Consider the following 14139-nt stretch of genomic DNA (forward strand, 5'->3'; position numbering starts at 1 on the left):
ATCAGGCGCGGCCCGAAGGCAGCGCCAGGATTTGCTTGGCGAGGATGTTGCGCTGGATCTCGTTCGACCCGCCGAAGATGGCGGGCATGCGCGAGTCCAGGTACTGGTTCATCACGTCGGCCGCGATGCCGCCGATGACCACGTCGTCGATCTGGCCGCCGTGGTCGCCCGCGAGCTGCACGAGTTCGTCCGTGATGCGCTGGTAGGTCTCGGTGCCCCAGACCTTGAGGTAGGACACCTCCGGCCCGAGTTCTTCGCCGCCGCGCAGTCGCCCCATGAAGAGCTCGAACGCGGCCTTGAGATCGCGCACATCGAGCACGAGCTGCGCATAGCGGTCGCGGAAGTCGCCCGTCGCGAGTGCCTTCGTGGCCTCGGCCAGCCGGTCGAGCTGGGCCAGTGCATATTCGCACTGGCGAGGCGTTCCGAAGAAGATGCGCTCCTCGCGAAGGAAGGAGTTGGCGACGCTCCAGCCGTCGTCGATGCGGCCCACGACGTTCGAGACCGGCACGCGGACGTTGTCGAAGAAGACTTCGCTGAACTCGCCCTCTCCCTTGAGGTTGACGATGGGCCGCACCTTCACGCCCGGCGTCTTGAGGTCGATCAGCAGGAAGGTGATGCCGCGCTGCTTGGCGCCGTCGACCTTGCTGGTGCGCACCAGCGCGAACATCCAGTCCGCCCCCGGACCCAGCGTGGTCCAGGTCTTCTGGCCATTGACCACCAGGACATCGCCGTCACGCTCGGCGCGCGTGCGCAGGCTGGCCAGGTCGGAGCCCGCGTTGGGTTCGGAATAGCCCTGGCACCACATGATCTCGCCGCTCAGCACGCGCGGCAGGTGGTAGTCGATCTGAGCGGGCGTGCCGTGCATCAGCAGGAGCTTGCCGATGGCGAGGCCGTGATCCGGAATGCGCGCGCAGCCATGGCGTGCGATCTCCTCGGCGTAGATCACCTGCTTGGTCGCCGACAGGCCCATGCCGCCGGCCGTCTTGGGCCAGGCGGGTGCGAGCCAACCCTTTTTCGACAACGCCTGGTACCAGTCGGAGATGTCGGCGTAGTAGGCGCGCTTCTTCATGAAGCGCTTCTCGGGCGGGTAGTTGGCGGCGATCCAGGTCGCCAGCACGCGACGGAACTCGTCGTCGGGAAGCTCGGCCACGTCGACGTCCTCGGGCACCACCAGGGGCGAGTTGTCGGACTGGCGCACGCGGCCGCTCTTCATCAACTGGTCCAGGAACCGGGTGCGCTGCCACAGCGGATTGCCGAGCCAGGCCGACAGCGCCAGCGCCCGCTTCAGGCACAGGCCGATGTCGGTCTCGTCGGCGATGCCCATGCCCCCGTGCAGCTGGATCGCGCTCTTCCCGACCAGCAGGGCCGTGGCGCCGGCGCGGGCACGCGCCGCGCGCACCGACTGGATGCGCGTCGACTCGTCGGCCGGGCGCGCCCAGTCCAGCAGTGCGTTCTCGGCCGAGGCGCGCGCCAGCTGGCAATGCATCCACATGTCGACCATGCGGTGCTGCAGCGCCTGGAACGACGCGATGGGCTTGCCGAACTGGACCCGCTGCGAGGTGTAGGCCACCGTGGCGTCCAGCGCGCGCTCGGCCACTCCCACGAGTTCGAAGGCGCTGGCCAACCGCGCCAGCTCGATGGCCTGTGAGACGGCCTCGCGCACCGCCGGGCCGCTCGCGAGCCGGGCCTCGGCCGGCAGCGCAAGGCCCGCGACATCCACTTCGCCGAAGTTCAATCCATCGACGGTGCGGGTCGTGCGGATCGCGGCGGGCTGCGTGATCCAGAACAGCGCCGGAGCGCCGTCCTCCAGCGCGTAGACGAGGAAGCCGTCGGCAGCGTCGGCCAGCGGCACGAAGCACTTGACCGCCCCTTCCAGCTGCCAGCCCTCGCCCCTGCGGACGGCGCGCATCCGGACCTCGTCGATGTCCAGCGCGCCGGCGGCTTCCTGCCAGGCCAGCGCCGCCAGCGTCCGGCCGGCCAGCACCTGCTCGAGCAGCGCACGGGCCGGCGCCGAGCCGGTGGCGAGCGGCACGAGCGCCTGCACCACCATCAAGCCGCAGGCGACATAGGGCTCCGGTGCCAGGCCGCGTCCCAGTTCGCTGGCGATCAGCATCGCCTCCGCCGCGCCCAGACCGTGGCCGCCGAGCGATTCGGGGACCAGCACCCCGCTCCAGCCCGCCTCTGCCATGTCGCGCCAGACGCTTCGGTCGAAGGGGATGGCCTGGTCTCGGAGGCGTCGCACGCGTGCGGGGGCCGGGTGCCTCTCATGGAATGCCTGCACGCTGTCGCGCAGCATCGTCTGGGTTTCGTCGAGATGGATCATGGGTGGGGAGCCTTGGTGCTGCGCGGAGGGCGCGCGCCTCATTCGGCGGGGCCGCTGGGGCCCACGTCGGTCGGAAGCTGGTGAAATCTGAACTGTTCGCGCAACTTGAGCTTCTGCAACTTGCCCGTGGCGGTATGGGGAAGCGCATCCACGAAGACCACGTCGTCGGGCATCCACCACTTGGCGACCTTGTCTGACATGAAGGCCAGGATGTCGTCGCGCGTGGGCTGCGTGTCGGGCTTGGGCACGATCAGGAGCAGCGGGCGCTCCTGCCAGCGCGAGTGCGCCACGCCGATCACGGCGGCCTCCTGCACGCCGGGATGCCCCACGGCGGCGTTCTCGAGGTCGATGGACGAGATCCATTCGCCGCCGGATTTGATGACGTCCTTCGAACGGTCGGTGATCTGCACGAAGCCGTGGGCGTCGAGCGTGGCGACGTCGCCGGTCGGAAACCAGCCCGCGGCATCGGTCGCGTCGCCGTCGGCGCGGTAGTAGCCCGAAGCAACCCAGGGCCCACGCGCCTTCAGGTCGCCGAAGGCCTTGCCGTCGTGCGGCAGCGGCCGGCCGTCCTCGCCGAAGATCTCGATCTCCACGCCGTAGATCGCGCGGCCCTGCTTCGCCTGCACGTCGTAGCGCTGCGGCAGCGCCAGGTCGCTGTGTTTGTCGAGCAGCGTGCCGATGGTCGCGAGCGGACTGGTCTCGGACATGCCCCAGGCATGGATCACGTAGGCGCCGAAGAGCTCCTCGAACTTCTGGATCATGGCGCGCGGCGCCGCCGAGCCACCGACGATCAGCCGTTTGAGTGCAATCTCCGACAGGTCGAGCGAGGCGCGGTTGCGCTCGACGTAGTCGAACAGGCCCAGCCACACGGTGGGCACACCCAGCGAGAAATTGCAGCGCTCCTCCCGCAGCAGGCGATAGATGTTTTCGCCCGACAGATGCGGGCCGGGCAGCACCAGCTTGGCGCCGCACATCGCGCCCGCATAGGGTACTCCCCAGGCGTTGACATGGAAGAGCGGCACCACCAGCAGCACGCTGTCGCGCGCAGACATGGCCAGGCCGTCGGCCGTGCACGCGGTGAAGGAATGCAGCACCGTCGAGCGGTGGCTGTACAGCACGCCCTTCGGGTTGCCGGTGGTACCCGAGGTGTAGCAGAGCGACGAGGCGGTGTTCTCGTCGAACACCGGCCAATCGAAATCAGGTGAAGCGTCGGCCAGCAATTCCTCGTAGCACAGCAGATTGGGCAGCTTCACATCCGGCATCTGCGAACGCTCGCAGAGCGCGACGAAGCCCTTCACGCGGCCCAGCTGGGGCGCCAGTTCGGCCAGCGTCGCGGCGAAGCTGTTGTCGAAGAAGACATAGCCGTCCTCGGCATGGTTGACGATGTAGGCGATCTGCTCCGGAAAGAGTCGCGGGTTGACCGTGTGCAGGATGGCCTGCATGCCCGAAACGCCGAAGTACAGCTCCAGGTGGCGGTGCGTGTTCCAGGCCAGCGTGGCGACCCGGTCGCCCGCGCCGACGCCCAGGCGCGCCAGCGCATTGGCCAGGCGCTTCGCGCGCTCTTGCACTTCGCGCCAGTTGCTGCGGTGGGTGCTGCCGTCCGGCATGTGGCTGACGATCTCGCGCTCGCCATGGAAGGCCGCGGCATGGTCGATGAGTCCGGACAGCAGCAGGGGATGCTGTTGCATCAGGCCGTTCATGAAGTCTCCTTGGTCCGATTCATCTAGTGGTAGCTGCGCCCGCCGTCGACCGCCAGCACAATGCCGGTGACGAAGGAGGATTCGGCGCTGCTCAGGTAGAGCGCGGCCAGCGCGATCTCGTGCGGCTCGCCGATGCGGCCCAGCGCGTAGCGCGGGCCGACCTGCTCGCGCAGTTCCTCGGGGCTGTAGCCGCCGCGCACCATCGGCGTATCGACGGCGCCGGGGCAGACGGTGTTGACGCGAACCTGCGGCGCCCATTCCATCGCGAGCGAGCGGGTGAGCGAGATCACGCCGGCCTTCGAGGCCGCGTAGGCGCTGCGCTGCTTGAAGGGCGCCAGGCCCTGGCCCGACGCGAAGTTGACGATGGTGCCCGCGCCCGCCCCGCGCAGGTGCGGCAGGCAGGCGCGGCAGACGATGAAGCTGCCGGTGAGGTTCACCTCCAGCACGCGTTTCCAGTCCGCCAGGCTCACCTGGTCGGCCCAGTCGGTGTTGGCGATGCCAGCGGCGTTGACGAGGCCGTCGAGGCCGCCGAAGGCATCGACGGCCTGGGCCACCGCGCGTTCCACGGCGTAGTGATCGGTCACGTCGGCTTCGAGGCAGAGCGCCTCGCCGGGCAGATCGGTCGGCCGGTGCCGGTCCAGTGCCGCGACGCACGCCCCGGCGCGCAGGAAGAGCTCCGCCACCGAGCGGCCGATACCGGAGGCAGCGCCGGTGACGAGAATGCGCCGGCCGTTGAGGCGACCCTCGACCTTCAGGTCGGCGAGCGCCAGGGGTGCGTGTGCTTGCATGGTCTCAATCCGACTTGATGTTCTTGTCCCGGATCACCGGGCCCCAGCGTTCCGCTTCCGACTTCAGGTAGGCGGCGAATTCGGCCTGGGTCATGGGCAGCGGCTCGACGCCCGCGCGGTCGATGGCCTCGCGCATGTCCGGCGTGTCCAGCACCGCCCGGATGTCGGCGTAGAGCCGGTTCTGGATCGGCTTCGGCGTGCCCTCGGGCACCAGCACGCCGAACCAGCTCGCGGTCGCGAAGTTGGCCAACTCGGGCACGCCCGATTGCGCGATCGGCTTGAGATCGGGTGCCAAGGTCGACGGCTTCAGCGAGCTGATGCCGAGCGCCTTGAGCTTGCCGGCCTTGACGAAGGACAGCGCAGCCTTCGAATCGAACATGGCCTGCACCTGGCCGCCGATCAGGTCGTTCAGGCCCGGCCCGTTGCCGCGGTAGGGCACGTGGACGATGCTGACGCCGATCTGCGAGGCGAAGAGTTCGGCACCGATGTGCGGGCTCGAGCCGTTGCCCGACGAAGCGAAGCTGAAGGGCTTGCCCGAGGTCCTGATGTACTTCACCAGCGACGGCACGTCGTCGGCCGGCACCGAGGGATGCACGAACAGGATGGCGGGCGCGACGGCGATCATCGCCAGCGGCTCCAGCGCGCTCTGCTTGTAGGGCAGGTTGGCCATCATGAACGGGTTGGTGGTGAAGCCGAAGCTGGTCACCAGCAGGGTCTTGCCGTCCGCCGGCGCACGGGCCGCGGCCGCCGTGCCGATGACCGTTCCGCCGCCCGCGCGGTTGTCCACGATCACCGGCTGGCCCCAGCGCTCGGCCAGGCGCTGGCCCAGGGCGCGGGCCAGGTTGTCGGTGAGGCCGCCCGCCGCATAGGGCACGATCAGCGTGACGGGTCCGCCGGGAAACGGCGGGGTCTGCGCCATCGCCGGCAGCGCGGTCGCCGCGGCCAGCGCGGCCGCGGCCCCCAGTGCGGTCGCCACAGCCCGGCGCCTGAGATGACTTGCCGGCCGGTCAGTGACGAAGGCGAAGAAGGTGGAAAGCATGGTTCTCATGGGTCAGGCCTTGGCTGGACGGGCCGCGCGCGGGCCCCGGGCGTTGCGCGGCCTGGCGTCTGCCGCTTCTGCCGGACGCGCTTCGACGAGCAAGCCGTTCAGCGCCATATCCAGGAACTGCTGCATCACCTCGGTGACACCCAGGCGGCCATCGGGCCGGTGCCAGTTGGTCATCTGGTTCAGGCCGGAGAGCAGGAATCGGCCCGCGATGGCGGGATCGATCGCGCGCACCTCGCCGCTGGCGATGCCTTCGGCGATACATTGCCGCAACAGGCTCTCGTAGCGGTCGCGCAGCGCGATCGCGGCCAGGTGCTGGCCTCCGCTGCCGCCTTCGCGGAAGGCCCGCGAGCCGGCGATCCACCGATCGCGCGCCAGGTCGAAGACGTCCGCCGAGGATTGCATGAAGGCGCGGATGCGCGCCGTCGGCGAGTTCTCTGCGTCCACGGCCGCGGAGACGTCGTCCACCAGGGATTGCATCGACTCCAGCACCACCCGCTCGTACAGCGCCTCCTTGTTCGGGAAGTAGTAGTACAGCGCGGCCTTGGTGATGTCCGCGGCTTCCGCGATGTCCCGCATCGAGGTGCGCTCGTAGCCGTCGCGCGCGAACAGGCGGCGCGCGATGGCCAGCAACTGGTTCTCGCGCGTGTCCGGCGCGCCGGCCGCGCCCGCGCGGGCGGGTGGCGATGAAGCGGTTCGGCGTTGGGACATGGCGATGCGAGGGGAACGGTGGAATGTGGACGAAGTGCCTGGCTCAGCGTCCGGTGAAGACCGGCTTGCGCTTCTCGAAGAAGGCCCGCTGTGCTTCCTTGGTGTCTTCGGTCTTCGACAGCGCCACCGTGTTGCCCTGCTCGTAGCGATAGGCGTCGCGCGGCGGCATCGTCAGCGTCATGCGTGCGGCTTCCTTGGCCAGGCGCACCGCGATCGGGCTCTTGGATGCGATCTCGCGCGCGATGCCCATCGCATAGGGCATCAGCTCGGCGGCCGGCACGCAGGCTTCCACCAGGCCGAGCCGGTACAGCTCCTGCGCCGACACCTGCATGCCCGTATAGAACATGCGGCGCGCGCGCGACTGGCTGAAGAACTTCTGCAGGAAGGTGACGCCGCCGGCCAGGCCGACGTTGATCTCGGGCATCGCGACATAGGCGTCCTCCGAGGCGACCCAGATGTCCGATCCCATCACCAGGCCGAAGCCCGCGCCGAGCGCGGCGCCGTTGATGGCGGCGATCACGGGCTTGGCGCATTCGACCACCGCGTAGTACGACTCGCGCACCAGCCGGTTGTGGCGGCCATAGGCGCCTGGCGTGGCCGCCAGGTTGGGCCGCTCGCGGATGTCGGCGCCGGCCGAGAACAGCTTGCCGGTGCCGGTCAACACGATGGCGGCGACCTCGTCCATGTCGCTGAGCGTGTCGAACACTTCCGTGATCTCCGCGCGCATCTCGGCGTTCTGTGCATTGACCGGCGGGCGGTTCAGCGTGACGACGGCGATGCCGTCCTCGATCGTCAGAAGGAGTGTCTTGAGGTCCATCATGTGTGTTCTCTCGGGCTGGGGTTGACGGGAGCTTGGCGCACGGAAATCAGGGCATCCAGGCACACGGCTCCCTGGGGCTTGACGACGAAGGGGTTGATGTCGATGCCGGCCAGCTGGTCGGCATGGCGCAGCGCGAATTCCGACAGGCGGCTGAGCGCATCGGCCAGGGCCTGCGTGTCGCAGGCCGGCCCGCCGCGCCAGCCCTTCAGCAGGGCCGACGAACGGACCGCGTCGACCAGCGACATCGCCTGCGCGGGCGTGAGCGGCGCGGAGGCGAAGGCCACGTCCTTGAACAGCTCGACGGCCGTGCCGCCGAGGCCGAACATGACCATCGGGCCGAACACCGGATCCATGTGGACGCCGATGATGGTCTCCACGCCGCCGCGCACCATCGGCGCGATCAGCACGCCATCGATGCGGGCCTGCGGCGCACGCTCGGCCGCACGGGCCATCAGCGTGTCGTAGGCGGCCGCGACCGCGCCGGCATCCGCCAGGCCCACGAGCACGCCGCCGACCTCGGTCTTGTGCGGGATGTCGGCGGAGACGATCTTCGCGACCACCGGGTAGCCCATGCCGTCCGCGGCCCGCGCGGCCGACTCGGCACTGGTGCAGGTCTGCTCGGGCAGCACGGGGATGCCGGCCGCGCCGAGCAGCGCCTTGGCCTCGGCTTCCGTCGCGGCCTGCGGCAGGGGCTGCGAGCCGCTTGCGGCTGCGCTGTCGCCGCGCATCGCGCGCCGCAGTCTCGCCATGCGCGCAGCACCGGCGACCGCCCGCACGGCGCGGGACGGATCGGCGAAGACGGCGACGCCCGCGGCCTCGAGCCGCTCGGTCACGCCCTGCTCGGACAGCATCACCAGCACCAGCGGCCGGTCCGGATGCGCCGCCCGTATCTCGATCATGCGCTGCTCCGTCGACGCGAAACGCGACGGCGACAGGCCGACATGGGCCAGGTAGGCGAACAGGGTGCCGAAGGGCGAGCCGGGCAGCAGCATCGCCTCGAGCACGCGGGCGACGCCGTCGGGCACCGAGCTCACCTGCGCGGTGGTGTCGTAGGGGTTGGCCGGCACCGCAAAGGGCAGCAGCGCGCGCAGGGCGTCGGCCGACTCGGTGGTGAGCGGCGGCAGCGCCATGCCGAGTTCGGACGCGTCGTCTGCCATCAGGATGCCGATGCCGCCCGAGCCGGTCATGATGCCGATGCGCTCGTTGGCCGGCAACCGGCCGGTGACGGCGCACAGGTGCGCGATGTCGAGCATCTCCTCGATCGAAGCCGCGCGGTGCGCGCCGCATTCGGCGAACACGGCGTCGTAGATCGCGTCATTGCCCGCCAGGGAACCGGTGTGCGTTGCGGCAGCGGCCGCGCCGACCTCGGTCCGGCCGATCTTCATGATGACCACCGGCTTGCCGGCGGCGGCCGCCTTGCGCAGTGCCGCGCGCAGTCGCGCACCGTCCTTGCAGGCCTCCAGCGCGGCGCAGATCACGCGCGTGTCGACGTCGTCGACCAGGTAGTCGATGCATTCCGCCACGTCCACGTCGGCCTCGTTGCCGGTCGCGATCACACGGCTGAGCCCGATGCCGCGCAAGGTCGCCATGCCGTACGCGGCCGAGCCGAAGGCGCCGCTCTGCGTGGCCATGCCGATCACGCCCGGCTTGGGCCGCAGGCCGTTCAGGGCGGTGGAGAAAGTCGCGAAGAACTTCGCCGACGGATTGAGCAGCCCCAGCGCATTCGGGCCGACCATGCGCATGCCCGCTTCACGGCAGATGCGCACCAGCCGGGCCTGCAGCTCGGCACCCGCGGCATCGGCCTCCGCGAAGCCCGCGGTGAAGACCTGGACCACCTTCACGCCCTTGCGGGCGCAGTCCTGCAGCGCGGCCTCGACCCCCGGCACGGGCACCGCGACGATGGCATGGTCCACCGCGCCGGGCACGTCAGCCAGGCTGGCGAATGCGGGCAGGCCCTGGATCTCGGCGGCGCCGCTGCGGTTGACCGGGTACAACGCGCCGGCGAAGCCCGCCTCGACCAGGAAGCGAAGCGGCCGGCCGCCGATGCGCTCGGGGTCGGACGAGGCGCCGATGATCGCCACCGACGACGGAAAGAAGAGAGGATGGAGCGAATGCATGGGCGATGCCTGATCAGAGGAATGCGTGGGTCACACCGCCGTCGATCAGCATCGATTCGCCAGTCATGAAGCCGCTGTCATCGCCCGCCAGGAACACGGCGGCATTCGCGATGTCCTCGACCTGACCCAGGCGCCCTACCGGCGTGCGAGCGATGCGCTTCGCCATGCCGGCTTCGTCAACGTTGATGCTCACGCCCTCGGTCATGATGGTGCCGGGCGCGATGGCGTTGACCCGAATCTTCTTCGGCCCGAGCTCGACCGCCGAGGCGCGCGTCAGGCCCAGCACGCCGGCCTTGACGCCGCAATAGATCAGCCCGTTTGGCATGCCGAGGAAGCCGGCGGCCGAGGCGATGTTGATGATGGAGCCGCCCCCGCCCTTTGCCATCAAGGCCGCGGCGACCTGCGTGCCCCAGACCACCGACTTGAAGCCGGTGCCGACCATGCGATCGAGCACCTCGGGCGTGATCGCGTCGATGGGGCCGTAGCGCACCCAGATGGCGTTGTTGACCAGCACGTCGAGCCGGCCGTACAGACCTTCGAGGGTGGCGACCGCCGACTCGAAGGTGGCTCGTTCGGCCACATTGCCCGTGCAGGCCACGGCCTGCCCGCCCTGCTCGCGGATCGCCTGCGCAGCGCGCTCGGCATTGTCGGCCTTGATGTCCAGCACCGCGACCATCGCGCCTTCGGCGGCGAATCGATCGCAGATGGCACGTCCGATGCCTTGTGCGCCGCCTGTCACCAGGGCAACCTTGCCTTCCATGCGTAAAGCCATGCTTGTCTTCCGTGCTCTATTTGCAGAAAATTCTACCGGCCGGTTAGTAAGTTCGCATAGCCTTAAAGATCAGGAGATACCCTATGGATAGTCACCAGATGTACGCCAGCGTGGTCGCGTTGATGGACCGCGAGGCCATCCGCGAATGCATGTTTCGCTATTGCCGCGGCATCGACCGCCAGGACGAGGCGGCCCTGCGCAGCGCCTACTGGCCTGACGCCACCGACCGCCACGGGCCCTACCAAGGCAGCGCCACAGGCTTCATCGACTGGGCCCTGGAAAAACTGCGCACCCAGGGCGAGCGTTCGGTGCACAACGTCGCCAATCTGTCGATCACCCTGCGCGGCACGCAAGCCGCGGTGGAGACCTACTTCACGGCGCTGCAGCGCGACCGCGATGCGCAAGGCACGGCGCGCGAGGTCTTCCTGGCCGGCCGCTACCTCGACCGCTTCGAGAAGCGCGGCGAGGAGTGGCGCATCGCGCAGCGCACGGTGGTGTACGACTGGGTGCGGCCGCTGGGCACGCCCGAGGGCACCGAGGCGGAGCGCTTCGGTCCGCGGCAGCCGATCGGTGGGGTGCGGGGCAACGATCCGGTCCACGCGCTGTTGGCGGCCACGCAGCCCCCGCGCAGCCCGGACGACACCGGGTCAGCGAGCAATCTCTGAAGCGAGGCGCCTCAGGGCTTGGCCGCCGCCCGACGGCCCGCGGCCTTCGCGCCCTTGGCCGCCCCCGGCGCCTTCATCCCGACCAGGATGATGTCGAGATACTCCTCGATCACCTGGCGCGGCTTCAGCCGCCCGTCCGGCTTGATCCATCGTGTCATCTGATTGAGTGTCGACAGCAACAAGCGCCCCGCTGTCGCCGCCTCGACCTCGCGAAACTCGCCCGAGGCAATCCCTTTGGCGATGCAGGCGCGCAGCAGCTTCTCGAACCTGTCTCGGCGGCCGACCGCGGCTTCGCGGATCTGTGGGCCCATGCTGGACCAGAAGACATTGGATGCGGCGATCCAGGCGTCGGGCGCTTCCGCAAAGACGTCCGCCGCGGTGAGCATAAAGGCGCGCACCTGCTCGGTGGCCCCATCGGCCTGCTCTACCGCGTCGCTCACGCGATCGATCAGGGCCTGGAGGTTGTCGACAACGATCTGCTCGTAAAGCGCTTCCTTGTTGGGGAAGTGGTAGTAGAGCGCAGCCTTGGTGATGTTGGCTTGCTGCGCGATGTCGCGCAGCGAGGTGCCGGCGTAGCCATGGGTGGCGAAGAGGCGGGACGCGATCTCGATCAGCTGGGTCGGGCGGTCCTCGACCGCGGCGCCACCGCTCGCCTTCGTCCGTGCTGCTCTGTCAGTTGCCATCCAAGCCTTCGTTGATGGCCTTGAATATACTTCATGGCCTCGCGACGGCAAGGGGCCGCGGTGCCCGCCAGATCAGCTTCAAACCGGCCTGCTTGCCGAGGACCTTCACACCTCGGCTCTGGTGCAATTTTTCTGCGTGCCCGAACGACTTCGTGAGCGCGTTGCGCCGGTCAAGCCGAAAGCACCGCGTTCCAGATCGCGGGCGCGGCTTGGCCCGCAGTGCGCAGCCGGCCCAGATGGAACTGGCCCAACTTCGTGAAGGTCTGAGATCGTGGGCAGCGCCTTGCCGGCGATCGGGTTCGGCACCTACGGCATGTCACGCGAGGACATGTTGCGCATGATCCGACGCCAGGAGCTTCTCGGCCGCAAAGCATCATTGCACCAGCGCTAACGTCTGCCGCGTTCTTTGCGTCAGCACCAGCTCATGAACGCGAGCCCGATCCCCGTACCCGCCGGCGTGCGATGCACGGGGATGTACTCCGTGAAGTCGCTGCGAAGTGCTTCGACCATTCCGCCCACCATCACCCAATTGCGAATCTCGGAAGAACCCGACAGCATCGCGCTTGGCGGAATCGCGCGGAGCGTGTCGGCGTCGTGCGCCTGGAGGGCCTTGACGATCCTGCGATCGAAGGCCTCCTCGCAGATGAAGTGGCTCAGGCCGCCGGACGCGACAACCGCAACCCGCGCATCCGAAGGCAAGCCATCGAGCACGGCGGCCAGCTTGCGCCCGACTTCATGGCAGCGCGCGGCAGACGGCGTATTGGGCGGGAAGTAGGTGTTGAGCATCACTGGCAGCATCGGCACCGGCAGGTCCTTCATGAGCCGCTGGATGACGAAGCCGAAGGCATGCCCGAAGCCCCTTCGCGCCGGGTCCGGAACGCTGTCGCACGAGGTCACGTCCACGCCCTCGCGGATCAGGCCTTCGATCAACTGCAGGGCGAGCTCAGGCGCACCTGGGTAGCGGTGGGGAAGATCCATGCGGTATCCCGCCCAGAACTTCGAGTCTGCCCACGGCGGCATCCCCTGGAGATGCTCCGCGCCCTTCATGACCAGTTCCGCGCCGCGATAGATCGCCATGGCGGGGAAGTTGTCGGGCCCGAAGAGCTCGCCCTGGTCGTCCCCGACGACGAGAACCACGTCGGGATGGGCTGCTTCGAGCTGTGCGGCCAGTCGGTCCAGCGCAGACTCCGCGCGCGCGGCAAGCTCGGGGAAGCGCGCGGGATCGCTTTGCTTCAAGTAGGGCTCGCCGCGCTCCGCCACGAGCTGCTCGTAGGAAACCATGCGGCCATCCAGTGTGTTCAGCCCCTTGCTCCGCCTGTCGTCTTGCGAGCGGTATTCCCACTGCGCGCCGCCCAGCACGAGCAATGGACTGTGCGAGGTACCGATGCCGAGAACGATGCGTGCCATCGATGGCCCGGCGTCACATGCCGATGCCCTTGCGGGCATCGGCGGCGGTCAGGTACTTGTTGGCGTCGCCCTTCTGCGCTGGCGCTCCACCCTTTGCCTTGAGCCGGGGAAAGAGGCGCCGCGCATTGTTCTCGTAGATGTTGGCGCGGTCCTGCGGCGTCAGAAAGTCGATCTCTTCCACCAACGCCTTGATATCGTCGAAAGCGCGCCCGGTTTCGGGGTTGAGCGCCGTGCCGGAACCCGGGTTCTCGGTGCCGAAGATCACGCGATCGCTGCCCACCAGCTTGATCAGGAGCGCCAGCGAGTCCTTCGAATGGATGACGGTGTCGTAGTAGAGGCGGCGCAGGCTCTCGTCGAAGGATTCCTGCAGGTGCACGGTCTTGGCCATGACGGGATGCAGCCGTTCCGCGCGCCAGCGACCCACCTGGTAGGGCACGGAGCCGCCGCCGTGCGAGATGATGATCTTCAGTTTCGGAAAGTCGACAAAAACGCGTGAGTTGAGGAGCGAGAGGATGGCCAGGCTCTCTTCATCGATGAAGTGCGTCGAGTACGTTCCGCGCCCGTGCTGGTTTCCCGTCGAGTGGACGTGCGCCGGCACATCCAGCGCGCAGAGCTTTTCGTACAACGGATACCAGTACTCGTCGCCCAGCGCAGGGGTCTGGTTGTCACCCTCGCCCGGATCCGGGTCGAGCAGGCAGCCGACGAAGCCGTAGTCCTTGATACAGCGCTCCAGTTCCGGCAAGGACGTGGTGATCGGCTCACCGGCCGGCTGCGGCAGTCCGCAGATCCCCGCGAAGCGGTCCGGCAGCACGCGGCAGAACTGCGCGATGTAGGCGTTGACGCCCTCGTTCCAGCGGTGCGCCACGCGGCCGGGCTTTTCCGCATGGAACATCGTGAAGGGCCGCGGAGAGATCAGTTGGACATCCGTGCCGGCGAGATCGATGGCGTCGAGGTTGCGCCGTGTTTCGGCCAGGGCCAGCATCTCGTCGTCGGAGAACGGTGGCGGCGGCGTTCCATAGGTCGCGCGACTGGCGAGCAGCAGCGTGAACCAGGCATAGAGCTTCGGCGAAGCGCAAAGGTGACCGTGGACATCAATGATCATGGCGGG

Annotated in this window: 12 protein-coding genes; 1 reads left to right on the top strand and 11 read right to left on the bottom strand. The window is 68.5% G+C overall.

Going from position 1 to position 14139, the window contains the following annotated elements:
• Position 1 precedes the first annotated feature (1 nt).
• From AC1DYD_RS15685 to AC1DYD_RS15720, 8 genes are read right to left on the bottom strand one after another with little or no spacing between them, the layout of a single operon-like run.
• A complete protein-coding gene (locus AC1DYD_RS15685; RefSeq protein WP_478173673.1) occupies positions 2–2323 on the bottom strand; it encodes an acyl-CoA dehydrogenase in 2322 nt (773 codons plus the stop codon).
• Between the two features lie 38 nt (positions 2324–2361).
• Positions 2362–4023, bottom strand: a complete 1662-nt coding sequence (locus AC1DYD_RS15690; RefSeq protein ID WP_478173674.1) for a long-chain-fatty-acid--CoA ligase — start codon at positions 4021–4023, stop codon at positions 2362–2364.
• Positions 4024–4046: 23 nt separating this feature from the next.
• Positions 4047–4811 carry an SDR family NAD(P)-dependent oxidoreductase gene (locus tag AC1DYD_RS15695; protein ID WP_478173675.1) on the bottom strand — a complete coding sequence of 255 codons (765 nt, stop codon included), beginning with the start codon at positions 4809–4811 and terminating at the stop codon, positions 4047–4049.
• Positions 4812–4815: 4 nt separating this feature from the next.
• The gene (locus tag AC1DYD_RS15700) at positions 4816–5859 is read right to left on the bottom strand and encodes a tripartite tricarboxylate transporter substrate binding protein (protein ID WP_478173676.1); all 1044 of its coding nucleotides are present in this window, start codon (positions 5857–5859) and stop codon (positions 4816–4818) included.
• Between the two features lie 3 nt (positions 5860–5862).
• Positions 5863–6567 (bottom strand): TetR/AcrR family transcriptional regulator, encoded by a 705-nt coding sequence (locus tag AC1DYD_RS15705; protein ID WP_478173677.1) that lies wholly within the window; start codon positions 6565–6567, stop codon positions 5863–5865.
• 43 nt (positions 6568–6610) lie between these two features.
• Positions 6611–7384, bottom strand: coding sequence for an enoyl-CoA hydratase/isomerase family protein (locus tag AC1DYD_RS15710; RefSeq protein WP_478173763.1), 774 nt, complete (start codon positions 7382–7384; stop codon positions 6611–6613).
• On the bottom strand, positions 7384–9504 hold the full coding sequence (locus AC1DYD_RS15715; RefSeq protein ID WP_478173678.1) for an acetate--CoA ligase family protein: 2121 nt from the start codon (positions 9502–9504) through the stop codon (positions 7384–7386). Before AC1DYD_RS15715 ends, AC1DYD_RS15710 begins: the two co-directional genes overlap by 1 nt.
• A gap of 13 nt (positions 9505–9517) precedes the next feature.
• The gene (locus tag AC1DYD_RS15720) at positions 9518–10276 is read right to left on the bottom strand and encodes an SDR family NAD(P)-dependent oxidoreductase (RefSeq protein WP_478173679.1); all 759 of its coding nucleotides are present in this window, start codon (positions 10274–10276) and stop codon (positions 9518–9520) included.
• A gap of 83 nt (positions 10277–10359) precedes the next feature.
• Here AC1DYD_RS15720 and AC1DYD_RS15725 point away from each other — a divergent pair, with 83 nt between their 5' ends.
• Positions 10360–10941 carry a nuclear transport factor 2 family protein gene (locus tag AC1DYD_RS15725; RefSeq protein ID WP_478173680.1) on the top strand — a complete coding sequence of 194 codons (582 nt, stop codon included), beginning with the start codon at positions 10360–10362 and terminating at the stop codon, positions 10939–10941.
• 11 nt (positions 10942–10952) lie between these two features.
• Here AC1DYD_RS15725 and AC1DYD_RS15730 read toward each other — a convergent pair whose 3' ends face one another.
• The 3 genes from AC1DYD_RS15730 to AC1DYD_RS15740 all read right to left on the bottom strand — a co-directional run bounded on the left by AC1DYD_RS15730 (position 10953) and on the right by AC1DYD_RS15740 (position 14133).
• Positions 10953–11624 carry a TetR/AcrR family transcriptional regulator gene (locus AC1DYD_RS15730; protein ID WP_478173681.1) on the bottom strand — a complete coding sequence of 224 codons (672 nt, stop codon included), beginning with the start codon at positions 11622–11624 and terminating at the stop codon, positions 10953–10955.
• Positions 11625–12035: 411 nt separating this feature from the next.
• Positions 12036–13031: a DODA-type extradiol aromatic ring-opening family dioxygenase gene (locus AC1DYD_RS15735; protein WP_478173682.1), complete on the bottom strand. Its 996-nt coding sequence runs from the start codon at positions 13029–13031 to the stop codon at positions 12036–12038.
• A 13-nt stretch (positions 13032–13044) separates the two neighbouring features.
• A complete protein-coding gene (locus AC1DYD_RS15740) occupies positions 13045–14133 on the bottom strand; it encodes an amidohydrolase family protein (protein WP_478173683.1) in 1089 nt (362 codons plus the stop codon).
• Positions 14134–14139 lie beyond the last annotated feature (6 nt).

It is taken from the genome of Variovorax sp. P4_B11, from assembly GCF_056402355.1.